Genomic DNA, 26054 nt, shown 5'->3' on the forward strand with positions numbered 1-26054 from the left:
TATGCCGATCATAAACGACCCTATGCCGATCAAAAATTCCAAAACAAGCCATTTGTGCACGGGAAATTACATAAAATCAGTTCTTTTCTTCCGATTATACAAGGAAATTAAAAAATGCAGCCGATACAGCTTAAAGTCCAAAAAAAACGATGTGAAAATTGCCTAAGAACAAAAAATGACCATACTCTGCATCTCTTTCAGAAATAATCATTCTGCCCGATTGAGATATAATTATTTCTGTAAAGAATTTGAAGGAGGAAAAAGCAAGCTGTTCATTTCGGTGAAAATGCGCTAAAAGCGGCTGAAAGTCTGCATGCAAATGGCTCGTTTTTTGATTAAAAACCTTTGCTGGCAATGGATTTGAAGGAGGGGAAATGGTATAATAAAAGAATGAAAGGTGGTCATTATTTTGACGAAATTAGTTAACCGTATTTCTTTTGAACAGGCTGAACATGCCATTTCCTATGCATCGCATTCACTTCATGTCGAAGGCTTTGATGTGACTCATGAGGATTGCAACTTTGTCCGGTCGGTTTTGACAGGGGAAAAAACGGAAGCTCAATTCCATAAGGCCATTCGAAACCGGTTCAATGTCTAGGTATAAGCATTCTTCCATGTATTGTTATCCGGAATCGGACGTTCTGATCAACCATTTTTCCATCATGGATGATGACAAGCTGAAGGAAGTGGAAAAGGTTTATTCACTGTTGCGCCTTTCTGAACTGAACTTGAAAAAACCGGCTGATCCGGTTGATCTGGCGGCATTCATCGAGATCCATCGAACCATTCTGCAGGATGTCTATCCGTTTGCCGGCGAATTGCGGAAAGAGATGATTTCAAAAGGATCTTCATCTTTTGCGCATCCGGACCATATCGAAACGCAACTTCACCGAATTTTTAACGAATTGGAAGAAGAAAATTACTTGAAAAATCTTCCGCGAGAGCAAATGATTCAGCGCCTCGCTCATTTTCTGGCGGAACTAAATGCACTGCATCCGTTTCGCGAAGGCAACGGCCGCACCGTCCGTGAATTTGCGCGGCAGCTGATGGCAAATGCCGGCTACCAGCTGGACTGGGAGAAAATTGCGGGACCGGCTGAAATCATCAATGCTTTTGTGGATTCGTTTAACTCGACGAACGACCGGCTGGAAAATTTACTGGATGAAATGATAAAACCATAGGATTCCGCGTGCAGATTGCGGAGATCCTATGGTTTTATTGTTGTGGGTTTTCTTTCAGCCACCCGGTGCCAAATTCCACCAATGGCCGCATGGCAACCAGCTTCGTTTCTGCCTGGCCGAGACGGCCGATCTGGATTTTTCCTGGATAATCTTTGGCGATTTCCGGGAAACGATCCGAATCCATATCAACGCAGTCAAAACGCTGCCACACCCGCTCGCCGTTTACCATAACCGCAGCTCCCTGCGGAGAAGTTGAGCGGCTGTCCTGCATAAACTCGGCATAATGCAAAGCTGTACACGAATCAAAGCCCACACCGATGAACAGGATCTTTATGTCCGACTGCATCATTTTCGCAAGGGGTGAACCTTCTCCGAACGAATCTTCCAGCGGGTGATCGCGCATCCACTCAGCAGCATCCTTGCCCCATGCCATAAACGAATGGGCGGGGTGCGGGCTTCGGATAGTATCGGGATGGCGGTGGAAACATTCGGCAATTTTCCCCATGCCGCGCAGTGCAGATAAATACGGATCATAGGCGGGCAGATTGTCCCGTAATTGCTGGTGCCAGTTTTCAGGAATCGGTGGTTCCATCCAGTAAACCGGGTCGGAATTGTCAGCTGACTGAGAAGGCATCACAATGGTTCCGTCCGCGGTCACAGTTTCCATCAGCGCTTCGACCACCGCCTGCGCGCCTCCGGCAATCCAGCCCATCGACTTCAGCGAAGAGTGAAGCATGATCTGGTCGCCTCTCTGAATCCCGTGTTCTGCCAATTGCTGTTTCAACGAATTTTTTGATTGAAACTCCGGTGTATTTAAAATAGTCATCAATTCAGTCATGATGCACCTCCTGTCATTTCAATATACCATAAGGCCGGAAGTTGCCGCTGTGGGCTTTTATCGTTAGCATTGAATAAACAGCAGTGCATTTAAACTGGAGGGGAGTGGTGATGATGGAAGCAAGATTAATGAAAGAATCAAGAACGATTCAGTCGAAACTGGTGCTGCCGCCTGACACAAATCATATGAATTCGATTTTTGGGGGAGTCGTGCTGGCGTACATCGATGAAATCGCCGGTATCGCGGCGATGAAACATGCGCGCAGACAAGTGGTCGTAACGGCATCCATCGACTCGGTCGACTTCCTGTCATCGGCGCATGTCGGCGATGTACTGGAACTCGAAGCAAACGTTACGTCAACCGGACGCACTTCAATGGAGGTCTATGTGAGGGTAAAGTCAATCAACCTGCAGACCGGTGAAGAGAAGCTTACTACTGAATCATTCCTGACGATGGTCGCAATGGGCGATGACGGCAGGCCGACACCGGTTCCGGCTGTCATTCCCGAATCGGAAGGCGAGAAGAAATTTTTCGAAACAGCGCCGGCTCGCAGGGAATACCGCAAACAGCGCGCGAAAACGCCGAGATAAAAAAGGTTCCGGATCGGTGTTCGGAACTTTTTTATATGTCTTTTTCGCTCTGAACATTGGCCAGCGTATTTCCTGGATCCCCTTGAATGACCGACATGCTGCCGTCGGTTTCCAGCACGACAGCCTGCACTTCTTCCATACTGCCTTTGCCCTGATTGCGGACGGCCTGCAGGATCTCGACTTTATTGATGCGTTCTTTTTTCATCGCATCAGTCAAAAAATTGCCGTTCAGGTAGAGCAGTCTGGGTTCTGATTTTATGATTTTATTGAAACCATCCGACCGCAGCGCAAAAAAAGTAATTGCATATTGCATCGCAATCAGCAGCGCGAATGCGGTCAACCCTTCAAGAAGGCTGATGTTGCTGTCCAATAGAATGGTGGCCAGCGTAGAGCCGAGTGCTACTGTCACCACGAGGTCAAATGCGTTCAGTTTTGTGAGGGTCCGCTTTCCCGATATCCTCAAAAAGAAAATCAGCCCGACATAGGCGAGAAAACCGACAGTGACAATCCGTACGAAACTGTCCCATGTAATTTCAAACATCAAACGAGCTCCTTTCTGTGGAAAACTATCGAAACCAAGTCTTCTCATAGTCTCTCTTTTCCCCACATCTCTTCGAACAAACGGAATTCAGCAATTCAGCTGGCCGCATAGAAACAGAAAAAGGGGTATATAGAACAGAAGGGGCATTATAAATGGAGGGGAGATAAAATGAATGCTTTTCTGAACATCATCCGTTATACGGGATTGGTGATTTTCGGAGTCGCCATCATTTTGCTGCTGGCGGCCATGATGAATTACTTTGTATCGTTCACTGATGTTGCCTGGATGCAGCCGGTTTTCATCCGGTTTTATTTATTCCTGGCAGTTACGGGAATCCTGGCTTATATTTTGGTCAGGTTCCGGAGAAGGAAATGAAATGGATAGAAAAAAGGGCAGCCCGCGGGCTGCCCTTAATTACATACTCATTTTATTTTTTAGCCAGCAATCCATCAAAATACGCGCCGAATTCCTTCGAACGTTTCAGGATCGTGCTTGATGCCACGCCGAACTTTTCGCTTAATTGCTTCGGTGCAAGCATCGGGCCTTTGATCAATTCATGGTCCTGCAGGAATCTCCAGTAACCGCCTACCAGTGCTTCAGGCTTTTGTACGCTCGGCTGCTGGCTTGTCAGGTAGCTGGTCAGGATGCTTGTCACATTATCAACGGTTTCATCATCAAAATCCGCTTCTGAAATGTGTTTTTTCAATTCGTCCATCACGGATTGATGTTCTGGAGAAAGCTCGATGCTTTCGTCGACTGTGCCGGTTGAATACTTGACGATGCTTTCGACAACCGCCAGATAATGGTCGCGGACATATTGTTCACCGTCAGTCGCGTTTTCTTTTTCCATGTCAGCTTTCAGCTTGCTGAAGAACGGGTCAAATTCGCCGACAATGGTCAAATAGCCATTCAGGAACAATGCGCCTTCTTCACCGACGCGAGGGTCGGGCAAGAGAATGGCAAGCAGTCCCTGGCCATCTTCCATATCTGTCGGGGGCTGATCCGCCATTGTATATATATCGCCGGTAAAAGCATCTTTGAACTGTGCGGAACTTTCGTCGCCTTTGATGTACTGGCCAACGAAGACTTTCACGTCATTCCACTTTTTCAATACATCCTGAGTGGAAGGGCGCTGGGAAAGCTCAATCTGCTTTTCCAGGTGCTGCTTCCAGAGTTCAGGTTTTTTCATGAACAGGAAATTCTCGATGACAAATGCCTGGGCATCCGTTTCCGCCATCGTATTCATCAGGCGAGGCTGCCATTCCTGCTGCAGTTCACGGAAATCCGCCAGCTGTTCCTGATTCGGATTTTCTGAAAAGAACAATTGGCGCACTTTGAATAATTCATCGTTCACCAGGTCGTTGATCGACACGGACTGCTCTCTTCCGTGACATTTCTTATATTTCTTGCCGCTGCCGCATGGGCACGGATCATTTCTTCCTACCATTCAAATCACCTACATTTTTTCTTGAGTGTACCATACATTGGCGCTACGCTCAAAAGTCCGATGATTCTGACGGACATAACCGCATCACTTCCCGGTAAACAGCTGAATCTCCAATGCGTCCAGCACATGCTGCGGCACGAAAAAGCGGGCGGTGACGAGCGGATCGACCACCTGGCTGATCTGCGCTTCGCCTGCGGCACTCATGAGCATCGTCATGTCGCTGACGCTGAGGTCCGTGTGCGGCAATAAAAGATCAATCATTTCTTCGGTTGCGGTTTTCACGGCTTCATCAAGCGTCATTGCCGAAACGAGCAGAGAGACGCCCTCTTTATTGACGAGCACCGGGAATTTGGAATGGAAGCCTTTGACCACTTCAAGTGTAACGGTGGCGCGTCCCGGAACTTCTATGCCTGAAACGCTGACTTCGCCGTCGCCCATGGCCGCGTGAAAATCACCCAGGGCGAATAAAGCACCGTCAGCGAAAACCGGAAAGTAGAGTGTGGCGCCTTCCGTGATCTGCTTCGTATCCATGTTTCCGCCGTGTGCACCTGGAGTCCCGCAGGAAACCGGTTTGCCTTCGGGAGCTACTCCGATTACACCAATCATCGGATTCAACGGCAGCTGCACTTTATCACTGAAATGAGCTTTGCCATTTTCAATGGGAATGATTTTGGATTCCATCGCTTCAAAGCGGTGCCCCATGACACCGAGGTCAGGGCCGGTCACCATAACGCCCTGTTCACCAATTTCCAGTTTATCGATCGTCACTTTGAGCAGGTCGCCGGCAACAGCGCCTTCGACGTAAATTGGACCCGTCGCCGGGTTGATCCGGTTCCAGTCGATTGCCGAAACCTCCTGATCCGCCGACTGAATTTGATTCGTAAAGCAATCGTAGGTTTCAATGCTGACCGTGTCACCCGATTGCACATGCAGGACCGGGGTGTTGGCGCTCGAAAATGAGTAGATAACATCTTTTGTCGATAATGTATGCATATAGAACACTCCTTTTCTTACTATTTAAATAATTGTATCAATCGGCTGTTTGAATAGCAAAGCCCCGGATGCGCACAGTTCAGCAGTATAGTATGATGATAGAAAACAAATTGATTACGAGGAGGCGTCTGCTTTGCGATATGAAGCTTCAGAAATGCTGATCTCCTGGATGAAAGTGATTATTTTGGCGGCGCTGGTCATTTTAGGTGCCCGGCAATTCATATACGAGCCGGTCGAAGTCCACGGCAAATCGATGATGCCGACCTTTGAAGAGAACGACAGGATCATTTTGATGAAAATCAGTGAAATAAAAAGATTTGATATGATTGTTTTCAAAGTGAATGATGATAAAAATTACCTTAAACGTGTTATTGGCATACCGGGGGACACGGTGGAGGTTACAGATGACCAGCTCTATATCAACGGGGATCAAGCCGAAGAACCTTATCTTGAGGAGAATCGGAAACTGGCAAAGCACTTGGGCTATGACCGGTTAACAGAAGATTTTCAGGAATTGACGGTGCCCCCGGGCTATTATTTCGTTCTGGGCGACAATCGCCTGAACAGTGTCGATTCCCGGATGCTGGGCTTTATAAATGAAGACAGCGTGATCGGGGAAGTAAAATTCAGGCTCTCGCCGATTGAACACTTGGGACCGGTGCAATAGGAGTGGAAGGAAAGAAGGGAATTCTGTGAAAATTATCGTACTGTCGCAAAATGACCTGGAAGCGCAGGGCCTGAAATGGTTGATCGAATCGCATATGAACGGAGTGGAAGTGTCGTTCAGCAAAGAAGACGCCGCCGATTGCCTTGTTATTGACATGGACCTTTGGAATGAGGAACTGAACAAGGAATTTTCCAAGCGCAATATTCCATGGATCGGCCTGTCATCTGATCGGACTTTCCTGACAGCTTACCGGGCACTGAAAGGCAAAGCCACTGATTTATTGTTTCGGCCATTTGATCCTTTATTGCTTGTCAAACAGCTTCAGCAGATTCGTTTTCAGCTGCGCAATGAAAGAAAAGGGCAGGGAAATATGGAAAGAACCTACCTCAGGTACGAGGACTTCTTTGATGCCGATGTTTTGACGCCGGAGATTACGCTGGCCGCTTTTGTGCTGCCTGATAAAGCGGGTTACCCGTTTTTGAGCAAACAGCTGAAAAAGTATCCTTTTCATAAAGGTGCGGAAATTTTCGCTTTCTCTGATTTTGTCCTTGCCGCTTTTCTGACCGTTGATGAACAGTCATGCATCGAAGAAAGCCGGATGTTCCATGAATCATGGAAACGGGAAACAAGAGAGGATCTGTCGATTTTCGTTAATGCCAACCGACGCGCTAAACTGAAAGACTATTATCAGGATACCCGGGATATGACTTCGCTGATCTTTTATGAGGGCTATGACATTTCAGTCATCGAACACGAACCGATGGCCTGGCTGCCGGTCGATCCTTTTCTGACACCTGTTGAACAGCGGCAGTGGATTGAAATGCTGGAGAATAAAGACACACGTGCAATCCATGCCTGGATGCAAAATGAGTTCCTGTCCTATTCCCGCCCTTATCCTGACCCCGAAATGATCCGCGTGCGGCTGACCAGTGTGTTGGCTCAAGCCCGCCGCTACATGAAATCGGTCCATCTGGTGGATGGACAATGGGAAAAAAGCTATCATGAAATCTTTGAAATCATCGTGAAAGATCCGGTCGTCTACCGAATCGCGCAGTCGACGCTGAACTTCATTGTCAATCTGGTTTCAGCAGCTGTGCAGAAAACGGAAAAAGGGGAATCCGCTGCATCTGAACAAATTCGTGCACTGATGGAAGCGAATTACTGGAATCCCGATTGGAACCTTTCAGCCTGCGCCGAACAGTTGCAGATGAACAAAAGCACGTTAAGCCGCCGTTTTCAAAAACAGAATGGCCGAAAATTCAGCGAGCAGCTGATGCACATCCGCATCCGTGAAGCAAAACGGCTGATGAAAGAAACGGATATTTCACTGGACGAAGTCGCACGGCTCAGCGGTTTTGGCACCGCTTCCTATTTCAGCTCCGTCTATAAAAAGTACGAAAATCTGACTCCTTCCCAATACAGGCAGGGGGAGTTGCAATTCTCAAAATGAAGCGGTCTCTCTCAGAGAGCCGTTTTTAATTTTGTCAATAAACACAAAAAAATTATGAGAAAGTGAAATAAAAATAAAGTATTCAATTAAAATAAAAGTAAAGTGAAAAAAATTAATAAAATTAAAATAATTTATAATTAATTAACTGAATAATTAATATAAAATGAAAATATACACAAAGGAGGAATACAAAAATGAAAACGGTTTCAGAACAAAAAGTAATCCAATATACAGGCACGAAACTCAATACAAAAGGCTGGCAGCAGGAAGCGGCTTTGCGGATGCTGATGAATAATTTGGACCCTGACGTGGCAGAGCGTCCCGAAGATCTGGTTGTTTACGGCGGAATCGGCAAAGCGGCGCGGAACTGGGAAAGTTTCGATGCCATCGTCCGCTCACTGAAAGAACTCGAAAATGATGAGACGCTGATGGTGCAGTCAGGCAAGCCGGTCGCCATTTTCAAAACGCATGAAAATGCGCCGCGTGTACTGATTGCCAATTCGAATATTGTCCCCGCCTATGCGAATTGGGAGACGTTCCATGAACTCGATAAAAAAGGCTTGATGATGTATGGGCAGATGACAGCGGGCAGCTGGATCTACATCGGTTCGCAAGGAATTGTGCAAGGGACATACGAGACGTTTGCGGAACTGGCGAAACAGCATTTCGGCGAATCGCTGAAAGGGACGATCACGCTGACGGCAGGACTTGGCGGTATGGGCGGCGCGCAGCCACTTGCAGTGACAATGGCAGGCGGTGTCTGCATCGGCATCGAAGTGGATGAGACGAGAATCGACCGCCGCATCGCGACGCGCTATACGGATGTAAAAACCGATTCACTGGACGAAGCGATCCGTCTCGCAGAAGAAGCGAAAGCGGAAGGGCGTGCCTTGTCAATCGGACTGCTCGGGAATGCATCGGATGTGCTGCCGGAAATGCTGCAAAGAGGCTTTATCCCGGATGTGCTGACAGATCAGACTTCGGCGCACGATCCGCTGAACGGCTATATTCCATCAAAAATGTCACTTGAAGATGCAGCGGCACTGAGAGATTCGGATCCGGCAGCTTATGTGAAACTGTCGAAAGCATCGATGGCGCAGCACGTGAGAGCCATGCTCGATATGCAGGAAAAAGGGGCAATCACTTTCGATTACGGCAATAATATCCGCCAGGTGGCAAAAGATGAAGGTGTCGAAAATGCGTTTGATTTCCCTGGGTTTGTACCGGCGTATATCCGCCCGCAGTTCTGCGAAGGAAAAGGGCCGTTCCGCTGGGTGGCATTATCCGGTGATCCGGAAGATATCCGCAAAACGGATGAAGTGATCCTGCGTGAATTCAGCTATAACACACATCTCTGCAACTGGATCAAAATGGCGCAGGAGAAAATCCAGTTCCAGGGATTGCCTGCCCGCATCTGCTGGCTTGGCTACGGCGAACGTGCGCGTTTCGGGAAGATCATCAATGATATGGTAGCGAGCGGCGAACTGAGCGCACCGATCGTTATCGGCCGCGACCACCTCGACTCGGGTTCTGTGGCATCGCCGAACCGCGAGACGGAATCAATGAAGGACGGCTCGGATGTTGTAGCTGACTGGCCGATTTTAAATGCGATGGTCAATGCAGTCGGAGGCGCAACATGGGTGTCGCTTCACCACGGCGGCGGTGTCGGTATGGGCTATTCGATACATTCCGGCATGGTCATCGTTGCAGATGGCACGAAAGATGCTGAAGCACGCCTCCAGCGTGTATTGACGACAGACCCGGGCATGGGCGTAGCGCGGCATGTGGATGCCGGCTATGAAATTGCTGAAAAAACGGCGCGTGAAAAAGGCGTGAACATTCCAATGATGGAAGGGGGAAACCAGAAAAATGGTTAATGCGGTTTGGATCAAACATGCACAGCTTGCAACAATAAAAGGACAAAATGGACCGAGATCAAAAGAAGCTATGAGCGAACTCGGGTTAATTGAAGACGGCAGCGTCTGGCTGGAAGACGGCAAGATTGCAGCTGTCGGTACAACGGCGGAACTGGAGCAGCAATTCGGGGACCGGTCGGCGGAAGCTGAAGTCATCGATGCGAAAGGGCAATTGGTGACTCCAGGGCTTGTGGATCCGCATACGCACGTTGCTTATGGAGGCAGCCGTGAAGGAGAATTCGAAAAACGCCTTCAGGGAACTTCGTATATGGACATCATGAATGCAGGCGGCGGAATACATGCCACCATGCGCATGACGCGTGAAGCGACGGAAGAGGAACTGGTGGAGCAGACGACGAGACGGCTCAATTCTTTCCTTGAACACGGCGTCACGACAGTTGAAGGGAAAAGCGGCTACGGCATGAACCTGGAAACCGAGCTGAAGCAATTGAAAGTGATGCAACGGCTGAACCAGGAGCATCCGATCGATCTTGTTCCAACGTTCATGGGAGCGCATGCAGTGCCGTCCGAATATAAAGGGAAAGAAGATGAATTCGTTGATTATCTTATTGATGAGATGCTGCCGGAAGTGGCAGATCTTGCAGAGTTCAATGACGTGTTCTGTGAAAAAAATGTCTACACGCCGGAACAGTCCGAACGCATTCTGGAAGCCGGTAAAAAGTACGGGCTGACTCCGAAAATCCATGCGGATGAAATCGTATCATACGGTGGCGCTGAACTGGCCGCGAAAGTCGGCGCCATTTCTGCTGAGCATCTATTGAAAGCATCCGACGAAGGCATCGAAGCAATGGCAGAAGCGGGTGTCATTGCCTGCCTCCTGCCGGCGACCGCCCTTTATCTGCGCGAAGAAGCAGCGCAGGGCCGGAAGATGATCGATTCAGGAGTGGCCGTTGCGATTTCGACAGACTGCAACCCCGGGTCCTCGCCGACGGTATCGATGCCGCTCGTCATGAATCTGGCCTGCATCTCGATGCGCCTGACACCGGCGGAAGCGCTGGTGGCTGCTACTTATAATGCCGCATGCGCCATCAAACGTGAAGACCGCGCGGGATCGATTGAAGTCGGCAAACAGGCTGATATCGTTTTATGGAAAGTGAAATCCTATCAGGAGCTTCAGTATTTATTCGGCGTAAACCATGTGCAGAGCGTCTGGAAAAATGGTGAGAGGGTGGTTGGATGATTTATCTGAAGAAACCGGAATGGAGCTGGCAGCCGGCGGAGCGGGTTACGCATGTGCATCACTGGGTGAAACAGGAAGGGGAAGCGGATGTCATTCTTTTTGGCGCGCCGCTGTCGCGTTCCTCTATTTCGGCTTCCGCGGCTTCCGACTATCCGGAAGCGTTCCGCAAAATGTGGAAAGGCTTTGCCACTTACAATCTCGATGAAAGAGTCGATTTGAGAGGAGTGTCTGTCCGGGATGCCGGCGACGTCATGATGCATACGACGAACATCAAAGAGTCGCACCGGCGCATTGAAGATACTGCCGAAAGTCTCGCGAACGGAAAATTGACCTGCATGATCGGGGGCGATCATTCGACGACAGCCTGTGCAGTGAGAGGTTTTAAAAAAGCATTTCCGTATGAACGAATCGGCATCCTGCAGCTGGATACCCATCTTGATGTCAGGGATCCGAAAGAACTGGGCCCGGCAAACGGCACGCCGATCCGCCAGCTGATCGACGGGGAGGCAGTACGCGGGGAAGATGTCGTTAACATTGGGCTGCACGGCTATTTCAACGCAAAAGAGCTGGTGGATTATGCAGATGAAAAAGGGATTCGCATGGTGACGATGCGCGAGGCAAGAAAGGCCGGCATCACTGAAACCATACAGCATGCCATCGAGTCGCTTGGTGATGTGGACCGCATTTACGCCACAATCGACATGGATGTATTGGACATTTCAGTTGCTCCAGGTGTGCCGGCTTCGACGCCGGGCGGCATGAAATCTGAAGAGTTATTCGAAGCTTTACTGGAAATCGGAAAATCGGAGAAAGTTAAACACATTGATTTTGTCTGCCTGGATCCACAAAAAGATGATCATGTGTCAGCCACAGTCAAAACAGGGGTGTATGCGTGGCTGCAATTTATGACCGGCGTTGCGATGAGAAGTTAATCCAATAAAAAGGGGATGGGGAAAATGGTCACAAAAGGGGTTAAAGGAAACGAGTTTCCAGAAGTGAAAAGCAATTCAGGGATGTGGAAGTTTTTTGTTTACAGTTTTATCGGGGCATTCATGTTTTTTGTACCGGTGACGATCGGCGGAAAAAGTACGATCATGCTTGATCATATCGTGACCTTCCTGCGCACGAATGTCAGTGGTGTTTTGCCCTATTACGCCTTGGCGATTATTGCCGCAGGAGCGGTTTATCCGTTTGTATCGGGGACCTGGAAAAAGAGTGCGGTAGATAAAGTATTTTCTATGTTTAAAGTGGTCGGTTTGATTGTGGGTGTCATGATTGTTTTCAGTATAGGGCCTGCCTGGCTGTTCAATCCTGATATGGGGCCGTTCCTGTTCAATTCCCTGGTGATTCCGGTTGGTCTGCTGGTGCCGATCGGTGCTGTATTCCTGGCGTTACTGGTCGGTTACGGCCTGCTTGAGTTTATCGGTGTATTGCTGCAGCCGATCATGCGTCCCCTCTTTAAGACACCTGGACGTTCTGCGATCGATGCTGCCGCTTCATTTGTCGGCAGTTATTCACTGGGTTTGTTGATTACAAATCGTGTTTATAAAGAAGGGAAGTATTCAGCGAAAGAAGCAGCCATCATTGCGACCGGATTTTCCACCGTTTCCGCGACTTTCATGGTCGTTGTCGCTTCGACTCTGGATATCATGGACATGTGGCTGACGTATTTCTGGGTTACGCTGGTTGTTACATTCCTCGTAACGATGGTGACGGTCAGAATTTGGCCTTTATCGAAGATCAAAGATGAATATCATCCGGAAGCGACGCCGCAGCCGGAGCAAAAGGCAGAAGGCAACCGTTTTGCAGCCGCCTGGAAAGAAGCAAAACAAACCGTTGGACAGGCTCCAAAACTGGTTGATAATGTTGTTCAAAATCTTAAAGACGGTCTTTTGATGACGATGGCCATTTTACCGACAATCCTTTCCATCGGATTATTGGGTCTTGTATTGGCTGAGTTTACTCCGATCTTCGACTGGATCGGCTATCTTTTCTATCCGTTCACATGGGCTCTGCAGTTGCCTGAACCGATGCTCGTTGCAAAAGCCAGTGCACTTGGCATAGCAGAAATGTTCCTGCCGGCGCTTTTTGTAGCAGAAGCCGCATTGATGATTAAGTTTGTCATTGCGGTGGTTTCGGTTTCTTCCATTATCTTTTTCTCGGCATTGGTGCCTTGTATCGTGGCGACGGATATTCCGCTGTCGATACCGAAACTCGTGGTCATCTGGGTGCAGCGTGTTATCCTGACGCTGATTTTTGTAACACCAATCGCTTACCTGATCCTTTAATACGGTGATGCGTTATCACTGTATCTTGTTAAAATATGGTAATTAATCCTTGAGCTTTGGCTCACTGAAACTTATACTGAGGGTAACTCGAGATGCGATGGCTGCTGCTGTCGCATCTTTTTTCGAAGGGGTGCGAATTACATGATTACATTGACGGGAAATGATTTGACGCTTGAGCAATTGAGAAGGATTTTATTCGAAGGCGAAGGCATTGAACTGGACACAGACGCCATGGAACGAGTCCGCAAAAGCAGAGCGGCAGTCGACCGGATCGTCGCGGAGAAAAAGACGGTTTACGGCATTAATACAGGTTTTGGCAAGTTCAGTGACGTCAGCATTGCGGAAGAAGACGTGAATCCGCTTCAGCTTCACCTGATCCGCTCGCATGCTTGCGGCATCGGCAGGCCATTTTCAGAATCTGTCTCACGGGCGATGGTCGTGCTTCGGCTAAACGCTTTGCTGAAAGGCTTCTCAGGCATCCGGCCGCTTGTCGCTGAACGCCTGGCAATGATGGTCAATGAAAGGATCCATCCGGTCATTCCACAGCAGGGATCGCTCGGGGCATCCGGGGATCTTGCCCCGCTGTCACATCTGGCGCTTGTGCTGATCGGCGAAGGCGAATACTGGAAAAACGGGGAGCCGGCAGACGCTTCTGCTGTCTGGCAGGAACGTGGACTGAATCCGGTTGAACTCGCTGCAAAAGAAGGGCTGGCACTGATCAACGGCACACAGACGATGACGGCACAGGGTGCGGTCACTTATATAGAAGCAGAAACTTTGGCGCTGCAGAGTGAATGGATTGCGGCGATGACGTTCGAATCGTTATTTGGCGTCATGGATGCTTTCCATCCGGCAGTACACGAAGCGCGCGGCTATAAAGAGCAGATGGCCGTCGCGGAGCGCATGCGCTGGTGGCTGGAAGACAGTCGGCTCACGACAGTGCAGGGCGAAAAACGCGTTCAGGACGCCTATTCGCTGCGCTGTATTCCGCAGGTCCACGGGGCCAGCTGGCAAACGCTTGCATATGTGAAAGAAAAACTGGAAGTCGAAATGAATGCGGCGACTGATAATCCGCTGATCTTCGAAGACGGTGAAATGGTCATTTCAGGCGGCAACTTCCACGGGCAGCCGATCGCGTTTGCGATGGATTTCCTGAAAGTGGCAATGGCAGAACTGGCGAATATCTCGGAGCGGCGCATCGAGCGCCTTGTCAATCCGGCGCTCAACGAAGGGCTTCCGCCTTTCCTCAGCCCGGAACCCGGACTTCAGTCAGGAGCAATGATTCTGCAGTACGCAGCGGCGAGTCTTGTATCGGAAAATAAAACACTGGCTCATCCCGCATCGGTCGATTCGATTCCGTCATCCGCGAATCAGGAAGACCACGTGAGCATGGGCACGATCGGCTCCCGCCACGCACGTGACATTACGGAAAACACAAGACGTGTGCTGGCCATCGAAGCTTTTTGTGCGGCAACGGCAGTTGAATACCGCGGCGCGGAAAAAATGTCGCCAAGAACTGCTGAACGTCTGGGCGCCATCCGCAAAGTTGCAGGACCGATCGACGAAGACCGCGTATTCAACCCGGACATCGAGCGGATTGCGGCTTTTCTGCTGAATGAGGCATATCTGGGCATCAAAAAGAGTGTGGTTTCCTAAACAGGGAACTGGCCTATAAAAATAGAAAAAAGGGAAAGAGCTGATTTTGCAGCACTTTCCCTTTTGATGTATTAAAACAAACCCAATTTCTCAATCCTTTGAATAGCTTCTGCCAGTCGCTCTTCGCTTACCAAGAGACCGACACGAACAAATCCTTCTCCGCTCTTTCCAAAACCGCTGCCGGCAGCCACTGAAATGTCTGCTTTCTCGAGCAGGAAATTGACGAATTCGATGCTGGTGAATCCTTCCGGCACAGGGAGCCAGGCAAAGAAAGAGCCTTTCGGTGCCTGGATTTTCCAGCCGATTCTGGCGCATTCGTCGATAAGGACCTGTCGTCGTTTTTCATACGTTTCTACAAGTTCAGTGACGCATGTCTGATCTCCGGATAACGCAGCTGCCGCGGCATGCTGCAATGCCGGCGGCAAGCCGGCAAATAAGTGATCCTGGATGAGATTGAGTGCTTCGATCATTTTTGAATTGCCGACAGCAAAACCGATTCGCCAGCCGGCCATGTTATACGTCTTCGAGAGCGTATACATCTCGATACCGATCTCTTTTGCGCCTTCCGACTGGAGGAAACTCGGCGGCTTTACGCCGTCAAAACCGATGGCGCCGTATGCGAAATCGTGGACGACGGCGATATTGTTCGCTTTCGCAAACTGGACAGTCTCATCAAAAAATTCTTTCGTGGCGACGGCTCCGGTCGGGTTGTTGGGGTAATTCAAATACATCATGGAAGCCCGGTCCAGCACTGTGGGATCCAATTCGCTGTAATCCGGCAGATAGCCGTTTTCCGGTTTCAAGGTCATCAGATCCATATCGATTCCGGAAAGGGGCGCACCGGACATGTAATCCGGGTAGCCCGGATCCGGCAGCAGCAGCGACTCGCCGGGATCGAGGAATGCGAGCGGCAATTCCACCAGACCGATTTTCGTGCCGGCAAGAAGGGCAACTTCCAGGTCCGGATCGATTTCAACACCGTATTCACGTTTATAGAACTCTGCAGCAGCCAGCCGCATTTCCATTATCCCGCGAAATGGTGAATATTTATGATTTTTTGGATCGGCGACTGCTTTTTGCATGGCTTCAACGATATGGCCAGGCGTCGGCTGGTCAGGATTTCCCTGTCCGAGATTGATGACATCGCGTCCTTCAGCAAGTGCTTTTGCAGTTTGTGCGGCAAGCGAAGAAAAAAACTGCTCCGGCAATTGCTGCAGGCGTTTTGAAAATTCCATATGGCATTCCCTCATTTTCATAATTATTGCGAATCTTACTCAAATCTTAAACAGTTTAGCCGTTCGTGTCCATAGCGGATGAAACCGGTTTTATTGCAGAGCTGTACAATAAATGACAAAATCAGATAGAAACAGTACACATTGGAGGAGATTGGATGGCTATTCACAGTTTTCATGTAAAAGCCGATTGGCCAGGGCTGCGCAACGACATCGGCACCATCGAAACGGAAAATCTGAAGACGGAAGTATCGATTCCGCCTGAAATGGATGGTCCTGGTATCGGGACGAATCCGGATGAGATGCTGCTTGCTGCAGCGGCGACATGCTATATCATCACGCTTGCGGCGATGCTGGAGCGCAGCAAAATCGATAAAGAGTCTTTGACGATGGAGTCGGAAGGGCTGGTCGATGTAACGAATGGCGTCATTACTTATAAAAAGATCGTTCACCGCCCGAATCTTGTTTTGAAGAATGACGCTTCTGAAAAGGATTTTGCGATGGCACAAAAGCTTGCGGAAAAAGCTGAAAGCTCCTGCATGATTACGCGTGCCATAAAAGGCAATGTGGAAGTGGAACTGGAAGCGAAAATTTCCGCAGCCCCATAATGACCTGAAGCCTTCAGCTGTTTTGGCAGCTGAAGGTTTTTAATTTATTCGAATTAGGAACGATGGCACACAAGCATCTGATCCTAATAGATTACATTAATTTATTTTAATGGAACAATTTAACTCTTTTTGAAAACTTACAAGGATTTCCCAATAGCCTTACGGAATAGTGTTTAGAGTAACGAAACGTTTAAAGGGGGAATGGAGGAGCACGCCAAAGGGGCAAGAGTACCACCGTTCAGAAAATGTGAAATTATTTACACAAAAGGAGCCGATCTATTGATGAAGAAGATGGGATTAAAGAAAAGCATGTTAACACTTTCTGTTGCGGGCGCTTTGGTTTTCAGCGCATCTCCACTGGCTTTGCCGACAGCACTTGCAGTAGGTGAAGGACCGAATTACGGGGGCAACGAAACAATAAACACGTCAATTTTAACCACTTATGATGAGATGGCGAGTTACCTTAAAAAGCAGGAAGCAAAACAGGCGAATATGGAATTGGAAGTGATTGGCCAGAGTGTGAAAGGCCGTGATCTTTATTTAGTTAAATACATGACGAATCCTGAAAATCCGACTATTCTTTTCCTGACACAGCAGCACGGGAATGAGCAATTGACAACCGAAGGAACACTTGAATTCATCAAACACCTGGGAACGGGCAAGATGAAAGGCGTCACGGATGGCGTGAATATACTGATTGTGCCCATGCTGAACGCTGACGGCGCAATGGGAGATGTTAACTTCTCACTTGAAGATTATATTGCCAGCGGTGACCGCAACCTGACGCGCTATAATGCAAATGAAGTGGACCTTAACCGTGACCACGTCAACAAACTTCAGCCTGAAACGCAAGCGCTTCATAATAATGTCATGCAGAAATACGATATCGACTATATGATCGATCTGCATCACCAGGGGACGCAAAGTGAGCGGGACGGCAAACTGGTTTCGGGTTCAATCCTTTACCCGACCAGCCCGAATGTCGATGAAGATGTTCTATTGAAATCGAAGCAGCTTGGCGCCGTTGTTTTTGATGCAGTGGATTCTACGGGCTGGGGTCACCTTGGGAAATATAATGGCGGCAGCGCGGAAACAATCAGCCGAAACGGCATCGCAGTCGAATACGGCATTTCGACTTTGCTGTTTGAAATGCGCGGGATGTCTGATCATGAAAATGCATCTGCTGTCCTTGGCCAAAAGAGCAATGGTTATTTGATCAAACAGACAGTCACTACGCTGAATGCAGCAGTGCGGGCAATTGCTGATGGTTCGATTGAAAATGCAGATATTTCCTTCTGGGATACGCTAGCAACGCAAACAACACGCCGCACTGAGTAAACCGGTAGTTTAATGGAAGATGACACAGAAAAAAGCGGTGCCATTATGGCGCCGCTTTTTTAAAATGGATTTTATTTTTCTGCCAGTTCAGCTATTTTATCCGAAGAATGAACAACAATGCCTTCGCTTCCGCTTTTCGCAGCTGCGCACATGGCTACGGCCACCTGATGTGCCTCAATCGGCTTATACTTTTTCAAGCCGCCGCGGAGAAGCGGACTGACTGCCGGAGCCAGCAGACTTGCGGCTTTTTCGCCGAGTCGGAATTCTTCCCGTTGGCCGAGCAGCAGCGATGGCTGGAAAATATGCAGCGCGGGGAACTCCATCTTTTTCAGATGGTCTTCCATCTGGCCTTTGACGCGGCTGTAGAAAACATTCGAACGGGAATCGGCTCCCATCGCTGAAATCACCAGGAAATTTTTTACACCTGCTGCTTTTGCAAGCTCTGCAATCGCTACCGGGTAGTCGAAATCCACCCGCCGGAACGCTTTTTGGGAGCCGGCTTTTTTTATGGTGGTGCCGAGGCAGCAGAATACATCATCCACATTAAAATGTTCTGCATAATCCGCAAGTCGGTAATAATCGGTTTTAATCTCTTCCAGTTTCGGATGGTCCATATCCAATGTCCGTCGCACTAATACTTTCACTTTATCGTAAGCAGGATCCTCCAGCAGGACCTTCACCAGTTCGTTTCCGGTAAGGCCGGTGGCACCTGCGATCAATGCGGATTTTGCGGTCATGGCGTTGCCTCCTCTTTTTAGTCAGTATACCTCCTGTAAAAATATTTTACACATTCAGCTAATACTTCATTGCTTTGAAATCTTGACCGGCAGGGTACAATATAGGAAAGACAGCAAGCGAAAGGAAGTAAAAGATGAAACCAGTGATTGTGGCTGAAAAGCCAAGCCAGGCAAAGGCCTATGCCGATGCCTTCAAGACGGCTAAACGGGAAGGTTTTTTGGAAATCATGCCGGATGCGATATTCCCTGAAGGTGCCTACATCACTTGGGGAATCGGACATCTTGTAGAATTGAAGGAACCGAAAGCCTATGATCCAAAATGGAATAAATGGTCACTCGCGGCACTTCCGATTTTACCGGACAATTACCAGTTCCAGGTGGCGAGAGGCAAAGCGCAGCAATTCAATATCATCAAAAAGCTGATTAAAGAAACCGATACTGTCATCAATGCCTGCGACGTTGACCGGGAAGGCTCGAATATTTTTTACAGCATTTATTATCATACCGGTGCAAAAGGCAAGACGATCAGGCGCCTGTGGATCAACTCACTGGAAGCTGACGAAGTGCGCAAAGGATTCCAGCAGCTCCAGGACAATAAAAAAGATCTGCTGCTGTACCAGGAAGCGCGGGCGCGGCAGATCAGCGACTGGCTGGTCGGCATGAACGGCTCCCGCCTGTATTCGCTGCTGCTTCAGGAAAAAGGGATACGTGAAGTGTTCGCGATCGGACGGGTGCAGACGCCGACAGTTTATTTAATCTATCAGCGGGAAAAAGAAATCGAAGCTTTCGTGCCGGAACCATTCTATGAAGTGGAAGGCGATTTTCAGGCGGAACGCGGAAAATATAAAGGCAAAGCGAAGATCAAAGCGAAAGAACGAAAAGAAGCAGAAGAGCTGCTCCAAAAACATGCCATCAATCCAAAAGAAAGCGGCACGGTGCTGCAGGTCAGGACGGCAGATAAACGCCAGCCCGCACCGCAGCTCCATTCGCTGTCGACTCTTCAGGCTGCAGCGAATCGAAAATGGAAATACAGTCCGGCAAAAGTGCTGTCGGTCATGCAGAAACTCTACGAAAAGAAATTGGTCAGCTATCCGCGGACAGATACGCAGCACATTACCCAGGCTGAATTCAGTTATTTGGCTGGTCAGGCGGAATCCTATCAGAAATTGATCGGCGCGGAATTTCCGATTGCTTCAAGAACTTCGAAAAAGCGTTTTGTCGACAACACGAAAGTGCAGGAGCATTATGCCATCATCCCGACAAAAAGCATTCCGACAGCGCGGAAGGTGGAAGGGCTTGCGGCAGACGAACGCAATTTATATGAGGAAGTGCTGCGGACGACGCTGGCGATGTTTCATCGGGATTACCGTTATGCGGAAACGAAAGTGACGACCGATGTCAAAGGGCTGTATTTTTTCACGACCGGCAAAACGGAAATCGATAAAGGCTGGAAGGAATTATTTCCGGCGGCAAAAGAAAACAAAACTGAACCGGCGCTTCCGGAACTTCGTGAGCAGGAAACGGTTGCTGCGAAAGTGGCAATAAAAGAAGGTATGACTACTCCGCCGAAACCGTATACGGAAGGGCAATTGATTGCCATGATGAAAACGTGCGGAAAATTTGTGGGAGATGCGGAAGACGGTGAAATTCTGAAAGAAGTGGAAGGACTCGGCACGGAAGCAACACGGAGCAGCATCATCGAAACCATTAAAAGACATGAATACATCCAAATCAATAAAAACATCGTTTCAGTCACTGAAAAAGGGCGGATTCTCTGCCAGGCGATCGAAGGGAATTTATTGTCCAGCCCGTCAATGACGGCAAAATGGGAAAGTTACCTGAAAAAGATCGGGCAAGGTGAAGGATCTCCGGAAGTTTTTCTGGACACGATCGGAAAATTCATCAAAAAGCTGCTGGCGGATGTCCCGGCTCAGCTGCAGAGCAACGGCTTGCCGGAAATTTTCGAAATGGACCACAGTAAAAACGCCATTGCATTGTGTCCGCGATGCAAAAAAGGCAGCATCATTTCCGCAAGAGGATCCTTCAGCTGCACAGAACATGCCAATGGCTGCAAACAGTCGTTTCCGGGTATTTTCCTGAAAAAAAGACTGACGGCGAAAACGATTGAATATCTCTGCACGAAAGGCCGGACGCCTGTAATGAAAGGGTTTGTGTCTAAGAACGGCAAAAAATTCAATGCCCGGCTCATTCTGGAGGACGGCAAAATGAAAATGGAATTTTAGTTTTATGGGAAAAGGGGAATGGGTGTGAAGAAGAAACAGGTTGTCGTGATTGGACTGGGAAGGTTTGGCAGCAGTGTGTGCAGGGAATTATACAAACTCGGCCATGAAGTCATGGCCATCGATATGAGTGCGGACAAAGTGGAAAACATCACGGATTATGCTTCGCAGGCATCGATTGCCGATGCCACTGACAAAGCGCAGCTGAAATCGCTTGGCGTCAGGAATTTTGATCAGGCGATTGTCGCCATTGGAGACGATCTGCAGGCCAGTGTACTGTGTACGCTCATGCTGAAGGAAATCGGACTGGAAAAAGTCTGGGTAAAAGCGCGGGATCTGCAGCACAAGAAGATTCTTGAAAAGGTGGGAGCCGACCGGGTGATCCAGCCGGAAAATGAAATGGGCATTCGGGTCGCCCACCATGTCGATTCCGAAAATATTGTCGATTATATCGATTTGTCGAAGGATTACAGTATCGTCGAAATGTCGGCTACCGGAAAAATTGCGGGCAAAACACTTATTCAATTGGAAATCCGTGTCAAATACAATTGTATTATTCTTGCGGTTAAAAGAGGCGAAGACGTCAATATTGCTCCGCACCCGGATGACATTGTCGAACTTGGCGACATACTGGTGGTCATGGGCCACCGTAATGACCTGAAAAGGCTGGAAGAAAAAAGGCTGTAGCAGCATTCAATACAGGAAGGGTGATTTCATGGAGACGATGACCATTTTTGTCAAAGAAGCAACTGCAGAAAAACCGATTAAGGCGCTGGAGGACGTATTGGCGCAAGTTCCTGAAATTGAACGAGCTTTGGTGGATGTGGAAAATGGAGAAGTGAAAATCGATTTCGATAACAATCAGATCTCCGAAGAGCAGATCATCAAAAGGATTCAAGTTGAAGGCTTTCATATAGAATAAGCTGAAGACAGAGCCGAAAAGTTTCCGTGCGCCGGGGTCTTTTCGGTTATTTATTTCTCAGGCACTTTCTGATTTGCAAGTTAATTGACAATATAATTTGAACTATATTATTTTTTTGTTTTAAAACAAAAAATAAGGGTATTTTATCCTATAAGAAGAAAAGGTGCTCATTGATGGAGGAGGATGAAATGGCAGCCAATACAGATAAGCCGATTGCTTATGGAAACATCAAAAATCGGGCTGTTTTCGCAGCCCGCAATTTTTGGTCCGGCCTCCTTTTTGGGATTGGCATCATGGCTTTCGCCACAGGCACAATCTTTCATCAATTATTGCAATGGCATCATTTTTACGATCTTTCCAATAGGGAAGAAGGGATATTCTCTGATGGTTTATTCAATTTGATTTCATGGATTTTTACCTTTTCCGCTCTGAGCCTGCTTATCAGCCTCCAAAGGCGAAAAGCATTATGGCCCAAACGATTGACAGGTTCCGCTCTGATGGGCGCCGGCATCTACCTGCTTTTTGATGGAATTGTCATTCATAAATTATTGGGGCTGCACCAGATCCGCCAAGTCGATGACCTGCTTCCATATGATATTGCCTGGATAGCGGGCGGCGGTGTTTTTTTGCTGGCCGGGCTGTTCATGGTTTTTCAGACAAGAAAAGAAAACCATCGCAAATAATTTGGACGTCTTACACAATTGATGTGAAAAAGCTGCGCCCGGTTTCTGTGAAAACAGAAACGGGCGCTATCGCTTTTCTTCATTCATATTTGCCTTTCAAGGGCACAAAACGAACGAGGTTGAGCACAGTGGAATGGATTTTTCCGTCCCTGTCTTTTTCAATCAGACGGAGTTCCTGGCTCCAGGAAGAACCGACCGGCAGAATCATTTTGCCGCCACTGGCGAGTTGCGCGACCAGCTCTTCGGGAATTGTTGAAGCCGCGGCTGTGACCATGATGCGGTCGTAGGGCGCATGTTCTTCCCATCCGGAGCTGCCGTCAGCGAGCTTAAAGGAAATATTCTCAAAACCCAATTCATCCAGTCTTTCTTTCGCGCACGTATGCAGTGCTTCAATGCGTTCAACCGTATAAACATGATTTCCGAATTCAGCCAGCAGCGCCGTTTGAAATCCGGAGCCCGTGCCGATTTCCAGTACTTTTGAGTCCGGTTCAAGTTCCAGTGCCAATGTCATTTCAAGGACAAGGGAAGGTTGTGAAATGGTTTGCTCATGTCCGATGGGGACCGCTTCATCCAGAAAGGCCATGTTTTTGAATTTATCCATGAAAAAGCTTCTGTCCATGCTGCGGAAATATTCCTTAATAGCCTGCTCTCTTTTTTTCAATCTCGCCACCCGCTTTCTTTGCTGACAGGATTTCTTTGCTTTCATTTTATAAAAATTTGTTTTGTGTGTCCCGTAATTCTTCTTTTCGACACAACCCAAAACATTACGGGGGCTTAAAACAGGCAGGATGGGGAAATCAATAAGCAAGGAGTGGTGAATATGTTCCAAGGTTATCAGACTTTAGAAGAATTGATCGAAAATTTCAATCCGAAAGCGGAAACAGTGGAAACAGCCACTTTCGGGATGGGATGTTTCTGGGGACCGGAGGCGATGTTCGGAAGCCTGCCCGGCGTGCTGCAGACAAGAGTGGGGTTTGCAGGAGGCACAACGCCAAATCCGACATACCGCCATATGGGGGACCATACCGAAACATTGGAAGTTGATTTTGACCCGGCTGTAATCAGTTATGAAGAAATTTTGCGGAAGTTCTGGCAGAACCATTATCCCAATCGCGGAAATTATAAAGGCCGCCAGTATATATCGTTGCTTCGTTACCGCGGCGAACAGCAGAAGAAAACGATCGGCATCGTGAAACGGGAAATGGAAAAGTCTTTGGGAGAGCCGATCGAAACGGAAATAGCGGCATTCGACAAGTTTACTCCCGCTGATGAAAGACATCAAAAATATTATTTGAAACGTTATCCGAATACACTGGAACAGTTAAAGGACCTGTTTCCAAAGCCTGAACACCTCGTCGATTCCACTTTTGCAGCAAGGCTGAACGGCTTTGTCAAAGGCTACGGGAAAATGAAAGAACTGAAAAACGAGGTGGGATCCTGGAATATCAACGAGGAAAATAAAGAAATTCTGCTCAATAAACTGGAAACGATCAAATGGTGATAGCAAAAAAGTTCGCCCTGCGCAGAGGCGGGCTTTTTCATTTTCCTCAGCCTTTCCGTTGCCTATGTTTTAATTGGGAAATATCCTGTCAGGTGATGTGGCTATCATAAGCATTTTGTTCTATATTTAAAGTAACAACAGAAGGAACGGGGGAGCATAGATGGAAACATCGAGGCTGTTACTGCTTTTATTGCCGGTATTGCTTATCCAGCTGGGGCTGATGATTTTCGCCATAATAGATCTGATAAAAATTCCGCTTACCAATGGCCCTAAATGGATGTGGGGCGTGATTATTGTTCTGGTTAATATCATCGGTCCAATTTTATACTTTGCCATAGGGAGGCGGAATTATTGAGTTTGCTGACAATAGAAGGGCTGACGAAATCCTATAACGGAGTGCTCGCAGTGGATCGTGTTTCTTTTGTGCTGGAAGAAGGGACGTCCACTGCTTTGATCGGGCCGAACGGTTCAGGGAAAACGACAACATTGTCGATGATTGCAGGTCTCCTGAAGGAATCGGAAGGTTCGATCCAAAGGGATTTTCAATCCGGCATCGGTTTTCTGCCGCAATACCCCCAGTTTTTCCCTTGGATGAGTGCTCTGGAATTCACAGAAATGGCAGCGCAGATCAGCGGAGTCGAAGCGAAAAAGGTGCGGCAGCAAGCCATCAGGACCCTGGAATTTGTCGGGCTCGGTTCTGCCATAAATAAAAAGACAGGAACGTTTTCAGGCGGAATGAGGCAGCGGCTCGGCCTGGCACAGGCAATTGTGCACCAGCCGAAATTGTTGCTGCTGGATGAGCCGGTATCTGCGCTGGATCCCACAGGCAGGCGGGAAATCATGAACCTGCTGAAATCACTCCAGCAGGATACGACGATTCTGTACTCTACGCATATATTGAATGATGCAGAAGAAATGATAGATCAGGTATTATTTCTGAAAGAAGGGAAGCTGGTGGAGCACGGCTCTCTTGCCGAAGTTAAGAACCGCTACGCGGAACCGAAAATTCGGATGCGTTTTGACACAGAACAAGCGGCGGCACTGTTCGAAAACCGGCAGCTGTGGCAAATGCACAGACACAAGAATATCATCGATGTGCCGCTTTCTGAAACAGGACCGACCATACAGCAGATTTTGGGTGAATTGGCGAATGGCGAAAGCGGGATTGCCGGGATTGACAGGCAAAATGTTTCGCTGGAAGAAATATTCCTGAAGGTGGCGGGTGTGAAATGAAGCAATTTGCCATATTGATGAAAAAAGAATGGCGTGAAAATCTGCGGAATTTCAAATTATTCTGGATTCCTGCAGTGTTTATCCTGTTGGGTATCATGGAACCCGTCACCAATTATTTTTTGCCTCAGATTTTGGATTCCGTGGGTAATTTACCGGAAGGCACAGTGCTGGAATTTCCGACACCCGAACCTGAACAGATTTTGGTTGCCGTCATGGGCCAGTATCAGCTGCTCGGACTGCTGATCCTTGCTTTGGCCTATATGGGAACAATCGCCGGTGAACGGCGGAGCGGAACAGCCACGTTATTGTATGTGCGCCCGTTATCGTTTCCGGCGTATTTCATGAGCAAATGGATGATGGCTTCGATCATCGCTCTGCTGAGCGTCTGGCTTGGTTTTCTGTCAGGCTATTATTATACATACCTGCTGTTCGGCGGAGTCGATTTAACCGGTTTTGCTCAATTTGCTGCGACATACAGCCTCTGGATTTTATTGGTGATTTCAATTATCCTTTTGGCGAGTGCGTGGATGCCGAATGCCGGTCTTGCTGCGGCATTTTCACTTGGCATGATTGTCATCAGCCAGCTTGTCGACAGCCTGCTGGGCACCTATTGGCCGATCTCACCATTAAAACTGCCTGCATATGCTGCCGCGTGGCTTGGAAGCGGTCCGGTTACCGGAGATTTCTGGTGGTCGGCGGGAGTGACGGTATTACTGATTGCAGCGCTGATCGGCCTTGGCATTTTCTTATCAGCAAAAAAAGCAGCAACCACGAAAGTGTGAGGTGGAAAAA

The 26054-nt window shown here is 48.4% G+C and carries 28 protein-coding genes; 21 read left to right on the plus strand and 7 right to left on the minus strand.

The annotated features are described in order from the left end of the window. The first annotated feature begins 409 nt into the window (after positions 1 to 409). Both KW93_RS07490 and KW93_RS07495 read left to right on the plus strand, forming a co-directional pair. Positions 410 to 598: a hypothetical protein gene (locus KW93_RS07490; protein WP_033542407.1), complete on the plus strand. Its 189-nt coding sequence runs from the start codon at positions 410 to 412 to the stop codon at positions 596 to 598. Positions 599 to 614: 16 nt separating this feature from the next. Then, positions 615 to 1181 carry a Fic/DOC family protein gene (locus KW93_RS07495; protein WP_235318385.1) on the plus strand — a complete coding sequence of 189 codons (567 nt, stop codon included), beginning with the start codon at positions 615 to 617 and terminating at the stop codon, positions 1179 to 1181. Positions 1182 to 1215: 34 nt separating this feature from the next. Here KW93_RS07495 and KW93_RS07500 read toward each other — a convergent pair whose 3' ends face one another. Then, positions 1216 to 2019 (minus strand): aminoglycoside N(3)-acetyltransferase, encoded by an 804-nt coding sequence (locus KW93_RS07500; RefSeq protein ID WP_033542373.1) that lies wholly within the window; start codon positions 2017 to 2019, stop codon positions 1216 to 1218. A gap of 113 nt (positions 2020 to 2132) precedes the next feature. Here KW93_RS07500 and KW93_RS07505 point away from each other — a divergent pair, with 113 nt between their 5' ends. Then, complete coding sequence (locus tag KW93_RS07505; RefSeq protein ID WP_033542408.1) at positions 2133 to 2609, plus strand: acyl-CoA thioesterase; 477 nt, start codon at positions 2133 to 2135, stop codon at positions 2607 to 2609. A gap of 31 nt (positions 2610 to 2640) precedes the next feature. Here KW93_RS07505 and KW93_RS07510 read toward each other — a convergent pair whose 3' ends face one another. After that, positions 2641 to 3150, minus strand: coding sequence for a DUF421 domain-containing protein (locus KW93_RS07510; RefSeq protein WP_033542374.1), 510 nt, complete (start codon positions 3148 to 3150; stop codon positions 2641 to 2643). Between the two features lie 168 nt (positions 3151 to 3318). Here KW93_RS07510 and KW93_RS07515 point away from each other — a divergent pair, with 168 nt between their 5' ends. Next, a complete protein-coding gene (locus KW93_RS07515; RefSeq protein ID WP_033542375.1) occupies positions 3319 to 3525 on the plus strand; it encodes a hypothetical protein in 207 nt (68 codons plus the stop codon). Between the two features lie 52 nt (positions 3526 to 3577). Here KW93_RS07515 and KW93_RS07520 read toward each other — a convergent pair whose 3' ends face one another. Both KW93_RS07520 and KW93_RS07525 read right to left on the minus strand, forming a co-directional pair. Next, a complete protein-coding gene (locus KW93_RS07520; protein ID WP_033542376.1) occupies positions 3578 to 4597 on the minus strand; it encodes a YecA family protein in 1020 nt (339 codons plus the stop codon). Positions 4598 to 4681: 84 nt separating this feature from the next. Continuing rightward, positions 4682 to 5590, minus strand: a complete 909-nt coding sequence (locus tag KW93_RS07525) for an acetamidase/formamidase family protein (RefSeq protein ID WP_033542377.1) — start codon at positions 5588 to 5590, stop codon at positions 4682 to 4684. A 133-nt stretch (positions 5591 to 5723) separates the two neighbouring features. Here KW93_RS07525 and lepB point away from each other — a divergent pair, with 133 nt between their 5' ends. From lepB to hutH, 7 genes are all read left to right on the plus strand, one after another. Continuing rightward, entirely contained in the window at positions 5724 to 6257 is a 534-nt protein-coding gene (gene lepB, locus KW93_RS07530; RefSeq protein WP_442956615.1) for a signal peptidase I, read from the plus strand. A gap of 25 nt (positions 6258 to 6282) precedes the next feature. Beyond that, the gene (locus tag KW93_RS07535) at positions 6283 to 7707 is read left to right on the plus strand and encodes a helix-turn-helix transcriptional regulator (RefSeq protein ID WP_033542378.1); all 1425 of its coding nucleotides are present in this window, start codon (positions 6283 to 6285) and stop codon (positions 7705 to 7707) included. A 194-nt stretch (positions 7708 to 7901) separates the two neighbouring features. Continuing rightward, positions 7902 to 9584 carry a urocanate hydratase gene (hutU, locus tag KW93_RS07540; protein WP_033542379.1) on the plus strand — a complete coding sequence of 561 codons (1683 nt, stop codon included), beginning with the start codon at positions 7902 to 7904 and terminating at the stop codon, positions 9582 to 9584. After that, entirely contained in the window at positions 9577 to 10824 is a 1248-nt protein-coding gene (gene hutI / locus KW93_RS07545; RefSeq protein WP_033542380.1) for an imidazolonepropionase, read from the plus strand. Before hutU ends, hutI begins: the two co-directional genes overlap by 8 nt. Then, positions 10821 to 11756: an agmatinase family protein gene (locus tag KW93_RS07550; RefSeq protein ID WP_033542381.1), complete on the plus strand. Its 936-nt coding sequence runs from the start codon at positions 10821 to 10823 to the stop codon at positions 11754 to 11756. The genes hutI and KW93_RS07550 overlap by 4 nt, the downstream gene beginning before the upstream one ends. Before the next feature lie 24 nt (positions 11757 to 11780). Further along, positions 11781 to 13112 carry a YjiH family protein gene (locus KW93_RS07555; protein ID WP_052131507.1) on the plus strand — a complete coding sequence of 444 codons (1332 nt, stop codon included), beginning with the start codon at positions 11781 to 11783 and terminating at the stop codon, positions 13110 to 13112. Positions 13113 to 13253: 141 nt separating this feature from the next. Further along, on the plus strand, positions 13254 to 14768 hold the full coding sequence (hutH, locus tag KW93_RS07560) for a histidine ammonia-lyase (RefSeq protein WP_033542382.1): 1515 nt from the start codon (positions 13254 to 13256) through the stop codon (positions 14766 to 14768). 71 nt (positions 14769 to 14839) lie between these two features. Here the strand turns inward: hutH and KW93_RS07565 are convergent, their stop codons facing one another. Beyond that, positions 14840 to 16003 carry a pyridoxal phosphate-dependent aminotransferase gene (locus tag KW93_RS07565; protein ID WP_033542383.1) on the minus strand — a complete coding sequence of 388 codons (1164 nt, stop codon included), beginning with the start codon at positions 16001 to 16003 and terminating at the stop codon, positions 14840 to 14842. A 155-nt stretch (positions 16004 to 16158) separates the two neighbouring features. On the opposite strand from KW93_RS07565, the gene KW93_RS07570 reads away from it, so the two are divergent. Then, the gene (locus KW93_RS07570) at positions 16159 to 16608 is read left to right on the plus strand and encodes an OsmC family protein (RefSeq protein ID WP_033542384.1); all 450 of its coding nucleotides are present in this window, start codon (positions 16159 to 16161) and stop codon (positions 16606 to 16608) included. 282 nt (positions 16609 to 16890) lie between these two features. Next, the gene (locus KW93_RS07575; protein WP_081986956.1) at positions 16891 to 17946 is read left to right on the plus strand and encodes a M14 family zinc carboxypeptidase; all 1056 of its coding nucleotides are present in this window, start codon (positions 16891 to 16893) and stop codon (positions 17944 to 17946) included. 71 nt (positions 17947 to 18017) lie between these two features. Here the strand turns inward: KW93_RS07575 and KW93_RS07580 are convergent, their stop codons facing one another. Then, on the minus strand, positions 18018 to 18683 hold the full coding sequence (locus KW93_RS07580; RefSeq protein WP_033542385.1) for an oxidoreductase: 666 nt from the start codon (positions 18681 to 18683) through the stop codon (positions 18018 to 18020). 134 nt (positions 18684 to 18817) lie between these two features. Here KW93_RS07580 and KW93_RS07585 point away from each other — a divergent pair, with 134 nt between their 5' ends. The 4 genes from KW93_RS07585 (at position 18818) to KW93_RS07600 (ending at position 22528) form a co-directional block, all read left to right on the plus strand. After that, entirely contained in the window at positions 18818 to 20926 is a 2109-nt protein-coding gene (locus KW93_RS07585) for a type IA DNA topoisomerase (protein WP_033542386.1), read from the plus strand. Positions 20927 to 20944: 18 nt separating this feature from the next. Beyond that, the gene (locus KW93_RS07590) at positions 20945 to 21610 is read left to right on the plus strand and encodes a potassium channel family protein (protein WP_033542387.1); all 666 of its coding nucleotides are present in this window, start codon (positions 20945 to 20947) and stop codon (positions 21608 to 21610) included. A 28-nt stretch (positions 21611 to 21638) separates the two neighbouring features. Then, positions 21639 to 21845, plus strand: coding sequence for a heavy-metal-associated domain-containing protein (locus tag KW93_RS07595; RefSeq protein WP_033542388.1), 207 nt, complete (start codon positions 21639 to 21641; stop codon positions 21843 to 21845). Between the two features lie 188 nt (positions 21846 to 22033). After that, the gene (locus KW93_RS07600) at positions 22034 to 22528 is read left to right on the plus strand and encodes a DUF2243 domain-containing protein (protein WP_052131508.1); all 495 of its coding nucleotides are present in this window, start codon (positions 22034 to 22036) and stop codon (positions 22526 to 22528) included. Between the two features lie 79 nt (positions 22529 to 22607). On the opposite strand, the gene KW93_RS07605 is transcribed toward KW93_RS07600, so the two are convergent. Further along, positions 22608 to 23234, minus strand: a complete 627-nt coding sequence (locus KW93_RS07605) for a protein-L-isoaspartate(D-aspartate) O-methyltransferase (protein WP_081986957.1) — start codon at positions 23232 to 23234, stop codon at positions 22608 to 22610. Positions 23235 to 23348: 114 nt separating this feature from the next. Here KW93_RS07605 and msrA point away from each other — a divergent pair, with 114 nt between their 5' ends. The 4 genes from msrA (at position 23349) to KW93_RS07625 (ending at position 26044) form a co-directional block, all read left to right on the plus strand. Beyond that, positions 23349 to 24029: a peptide-methionine (S)-S-oxide reductase MsrA gene (gene msrA, locus KW93_RS07610; protein ID WP_081986958.1), complete on the plus strand. Its 681-nt coding sequence runs from the start codon at positions 23349 to 23351 to the stop codon at positions 24027 to 24029. Between the two features lie 160 nt (positions 24030 to 24189). Then, positions 24190 to 24384 (plus strand): PLD nuclease N-terminal domain-containing protein, encoded by a 195-nt coding sequence (locus tag KW93_RS07615; RefSeq protein ID WP_033542389.1) that lies wholly within the window; start codon positions 24190 to 24192, stop codon positions 24382 to 24384. Continuing rightward, positions 24381 to 25262 (plus strand): ABC transporter ATP-binding protein, encoded by an 882-nt coding sequence (locus KW93_RS07620; RefSeq protein ID WP_033542390.1) that lies wholly within the window; start codon positions 24381 to 24383, stop codon positions 25260 to 25262. Before KW93_RS07615 ends, KW93_RS07620 begins: the two co-directional genes overlap by 4 nt. Then, entirely contained in the window at positions 25259 to 26044 is a 786-nt protein-coding gene (locus KW93_RS07625; RefSeq protein ID WP_033542391.1) for an ABC transporter permease subunit, read from the plus strand. The genes KW93_RS07620 and KW93_RS07625 overlap by 4 nt, the downstream gene beginning before the upstream one ends. Positions 26045 to 26054 lie beyond the last annotated feature (10 nt).

It is taken from the genome of Planococcus sp. CAU13, from assembly GCF_000775575.1.
GTDB lineage: Bacteria > Bacillota > Bacilli > Bacillales_A > Planococcaceae > Planococcus.

What these genes read in the sequence shown, in the direction of transcription:
- KW93_RS07495 (WP_235318385.1), top strand. Translation starts at nt 615, where the DNA reads ATGTATTGTTATCCGGAATCGGACGTTCTGATCAACCATTTTTCCATC.
- KW93_RS07500 (WP_033542373.1), bottom strand. Translation starts at nt 2,019, where the DNA reads ATGACTGAATTGATGACTATTTTAAATACACCGGAGTTTCAATCAAAA.
- KW93_RS07505 (WP_033542408.1), top strand. Translation starts at nt 2,133, where the DNA reads ATGGAAGCAAGATTAATGAAAGAATCAAGAACGATTCAGTCGAAACTG.
- KW93_RS07510 (WP_033542374.1), bottom strand. Translation starts at nt 3,150, where the DNA reads ATGTTTGAAATTACATGGGACAGTTTCGTACGGATTGTCACTGTCGGT.
- KW93_RS07515 (WP_033542375.1), top strand. Translation starts at nt 3,319, where the DNA reads ATGAATGCTTTTCTGAACATCATCCGTTATACGGGATTGGTGATTTTC.
- KW93_RS07520 (WP_033542376.1), bottom strand. Translation starts at nt 4,597, where the DNA reads ATGGTAGGAAGAAATGATCCGTGCCCATGCGGCAGCGGCAAGAAATAT.
- KW93_RS07525 (WP_033542377.1), bottom strand. Translation starts at nt 5,590, where the DNA reads ATGCATACATTATCGACAAAAGATGTTATCTACTCATTTTCGAGCGCC.
- hutU (WP_033542379.1), top strand. Translation starts at nt 7,902, where the DNA reads ATGAAAACGGTTTCAGAACAAAAAGTAATCCAATATACAGGCACGAAA.
- hutI (WP_033542380.1), top strand. Translation starts at nt 9,577, where the DNA reads ATGGTTAATGCGGTTTGGATCAAACATGCACAGCTTGCAACAATAAAA.
- KW93_RS07550 (WP_033542381.1), top strand. Translation starts at nt 10,821, where the DNA reads ATGATTTATCTGAAGAAACCGGAATGGAGCTGGCAGCCGGCGGAGCGG.
- KW93_RS07555 (WP_052131507.1), top strand. Translation starts at nt 11,781, where the DNA reads ATGGTCACAAAAGGGGTTAAAGGAAACGAGTTTCCAGAAGTGAAAAGC.
- hutH (WP_033542382.1), top strand. Translation starts at nt 13,254, where the DNA reads ATGATTACATTGACGGGAAATGATTTGACGCTTGAGCAATTGAGAAGG.
- KW93_RS07565 (WP_033542383.1), bottom strand. Translation starts at nt 16,003, where the DNA reads ATGGAATTTTCAAAACGCCTGCAGCAATTGCCGGAGCAGTTTTTTTCT.
- KW93_RS07570 (WP_033542384.1), top strand. Translation starts at nt 16,159, where the DNA reads ATGGCTATTCACAGTTTTCATGTAAAAGCCGATTGGCCAGGGCTGCGC.
- KW93_RS07575 (WP_081986956.1), top strand. Translation starts at nt 16,891, where the DNA reads ATGAAGAAGATGGGATTAAAGAAAAGCATGTTAACACTTTCTGTTGCG.
- KW93_RS07580 (WP_033542385.1), bottom strand. Translation starts at nt 18,683, where the DNA reads ATGACCGCAAAATCCGCATTGATCGCAGGTGCCACCGGCCTTACCGGA.
- KW93_RS07585 (WP_033542386.1), top strand. Translation starts at nt 18,818, where the DNA reads ATGAAACCAGTGATTGTGGCTGAAAAGCCAAGCCAGGCAAAGGCCTAT.
- KW93_RS07590 (WP_033542387.1), top strand. Translation starts at nt 20,945, where the DNA reads ATGGGTGTGAAGAAGAAACAGGTTGTCGTGATTGGACTGGGAAGGTTT.
- KW93_RS07595 (WP_033542388.1), top strand. Translation starts at nt 21,639, where the DNA reads ATGGAGACGATGACCATTTTTGTCAAAGAAGCAACTGCAGAAAAACCG.
- KW93_RS07600 (WP_052131508.1), top strand. Translation starts at nt 22,034, where the DNA reads ATGGCAGCCAATACAGATAAGCCGATTGCTTATGGAAACATCAAAAAT.
- KW93_RS07605 (WP_081986957.1), bottom strand. Translation starts at nt 23,234, where the DNA reads ATGAAAGCAAAGAAATCCTGTCAGCAAAGAAAGCGGGTGGCGAGATTG.
- msrA (WP_081986958.1), top strand. Translation starts at nt 23,349, where the DNA reads ATGTTCCAAGGTTATCAGACTTTAGAAGAATTGATCGAAAATTTCAAT.
- KW93_RS07615 (WP_033542389.1), top strand. Translation starts at nt 24,190, where the DNA reads ATGGAAACATCGAGGCTGTTACTGCTTTTATTGCCGGTATTGCTTATC.
- KW93_RS07625 (WP_033542391.1), top strand. Translation starts at nt 25,259, where the DNA reads ATGAAGCAATTTGCCATATTGATGAAAAAAGAATGGCGTGAAAATCTG.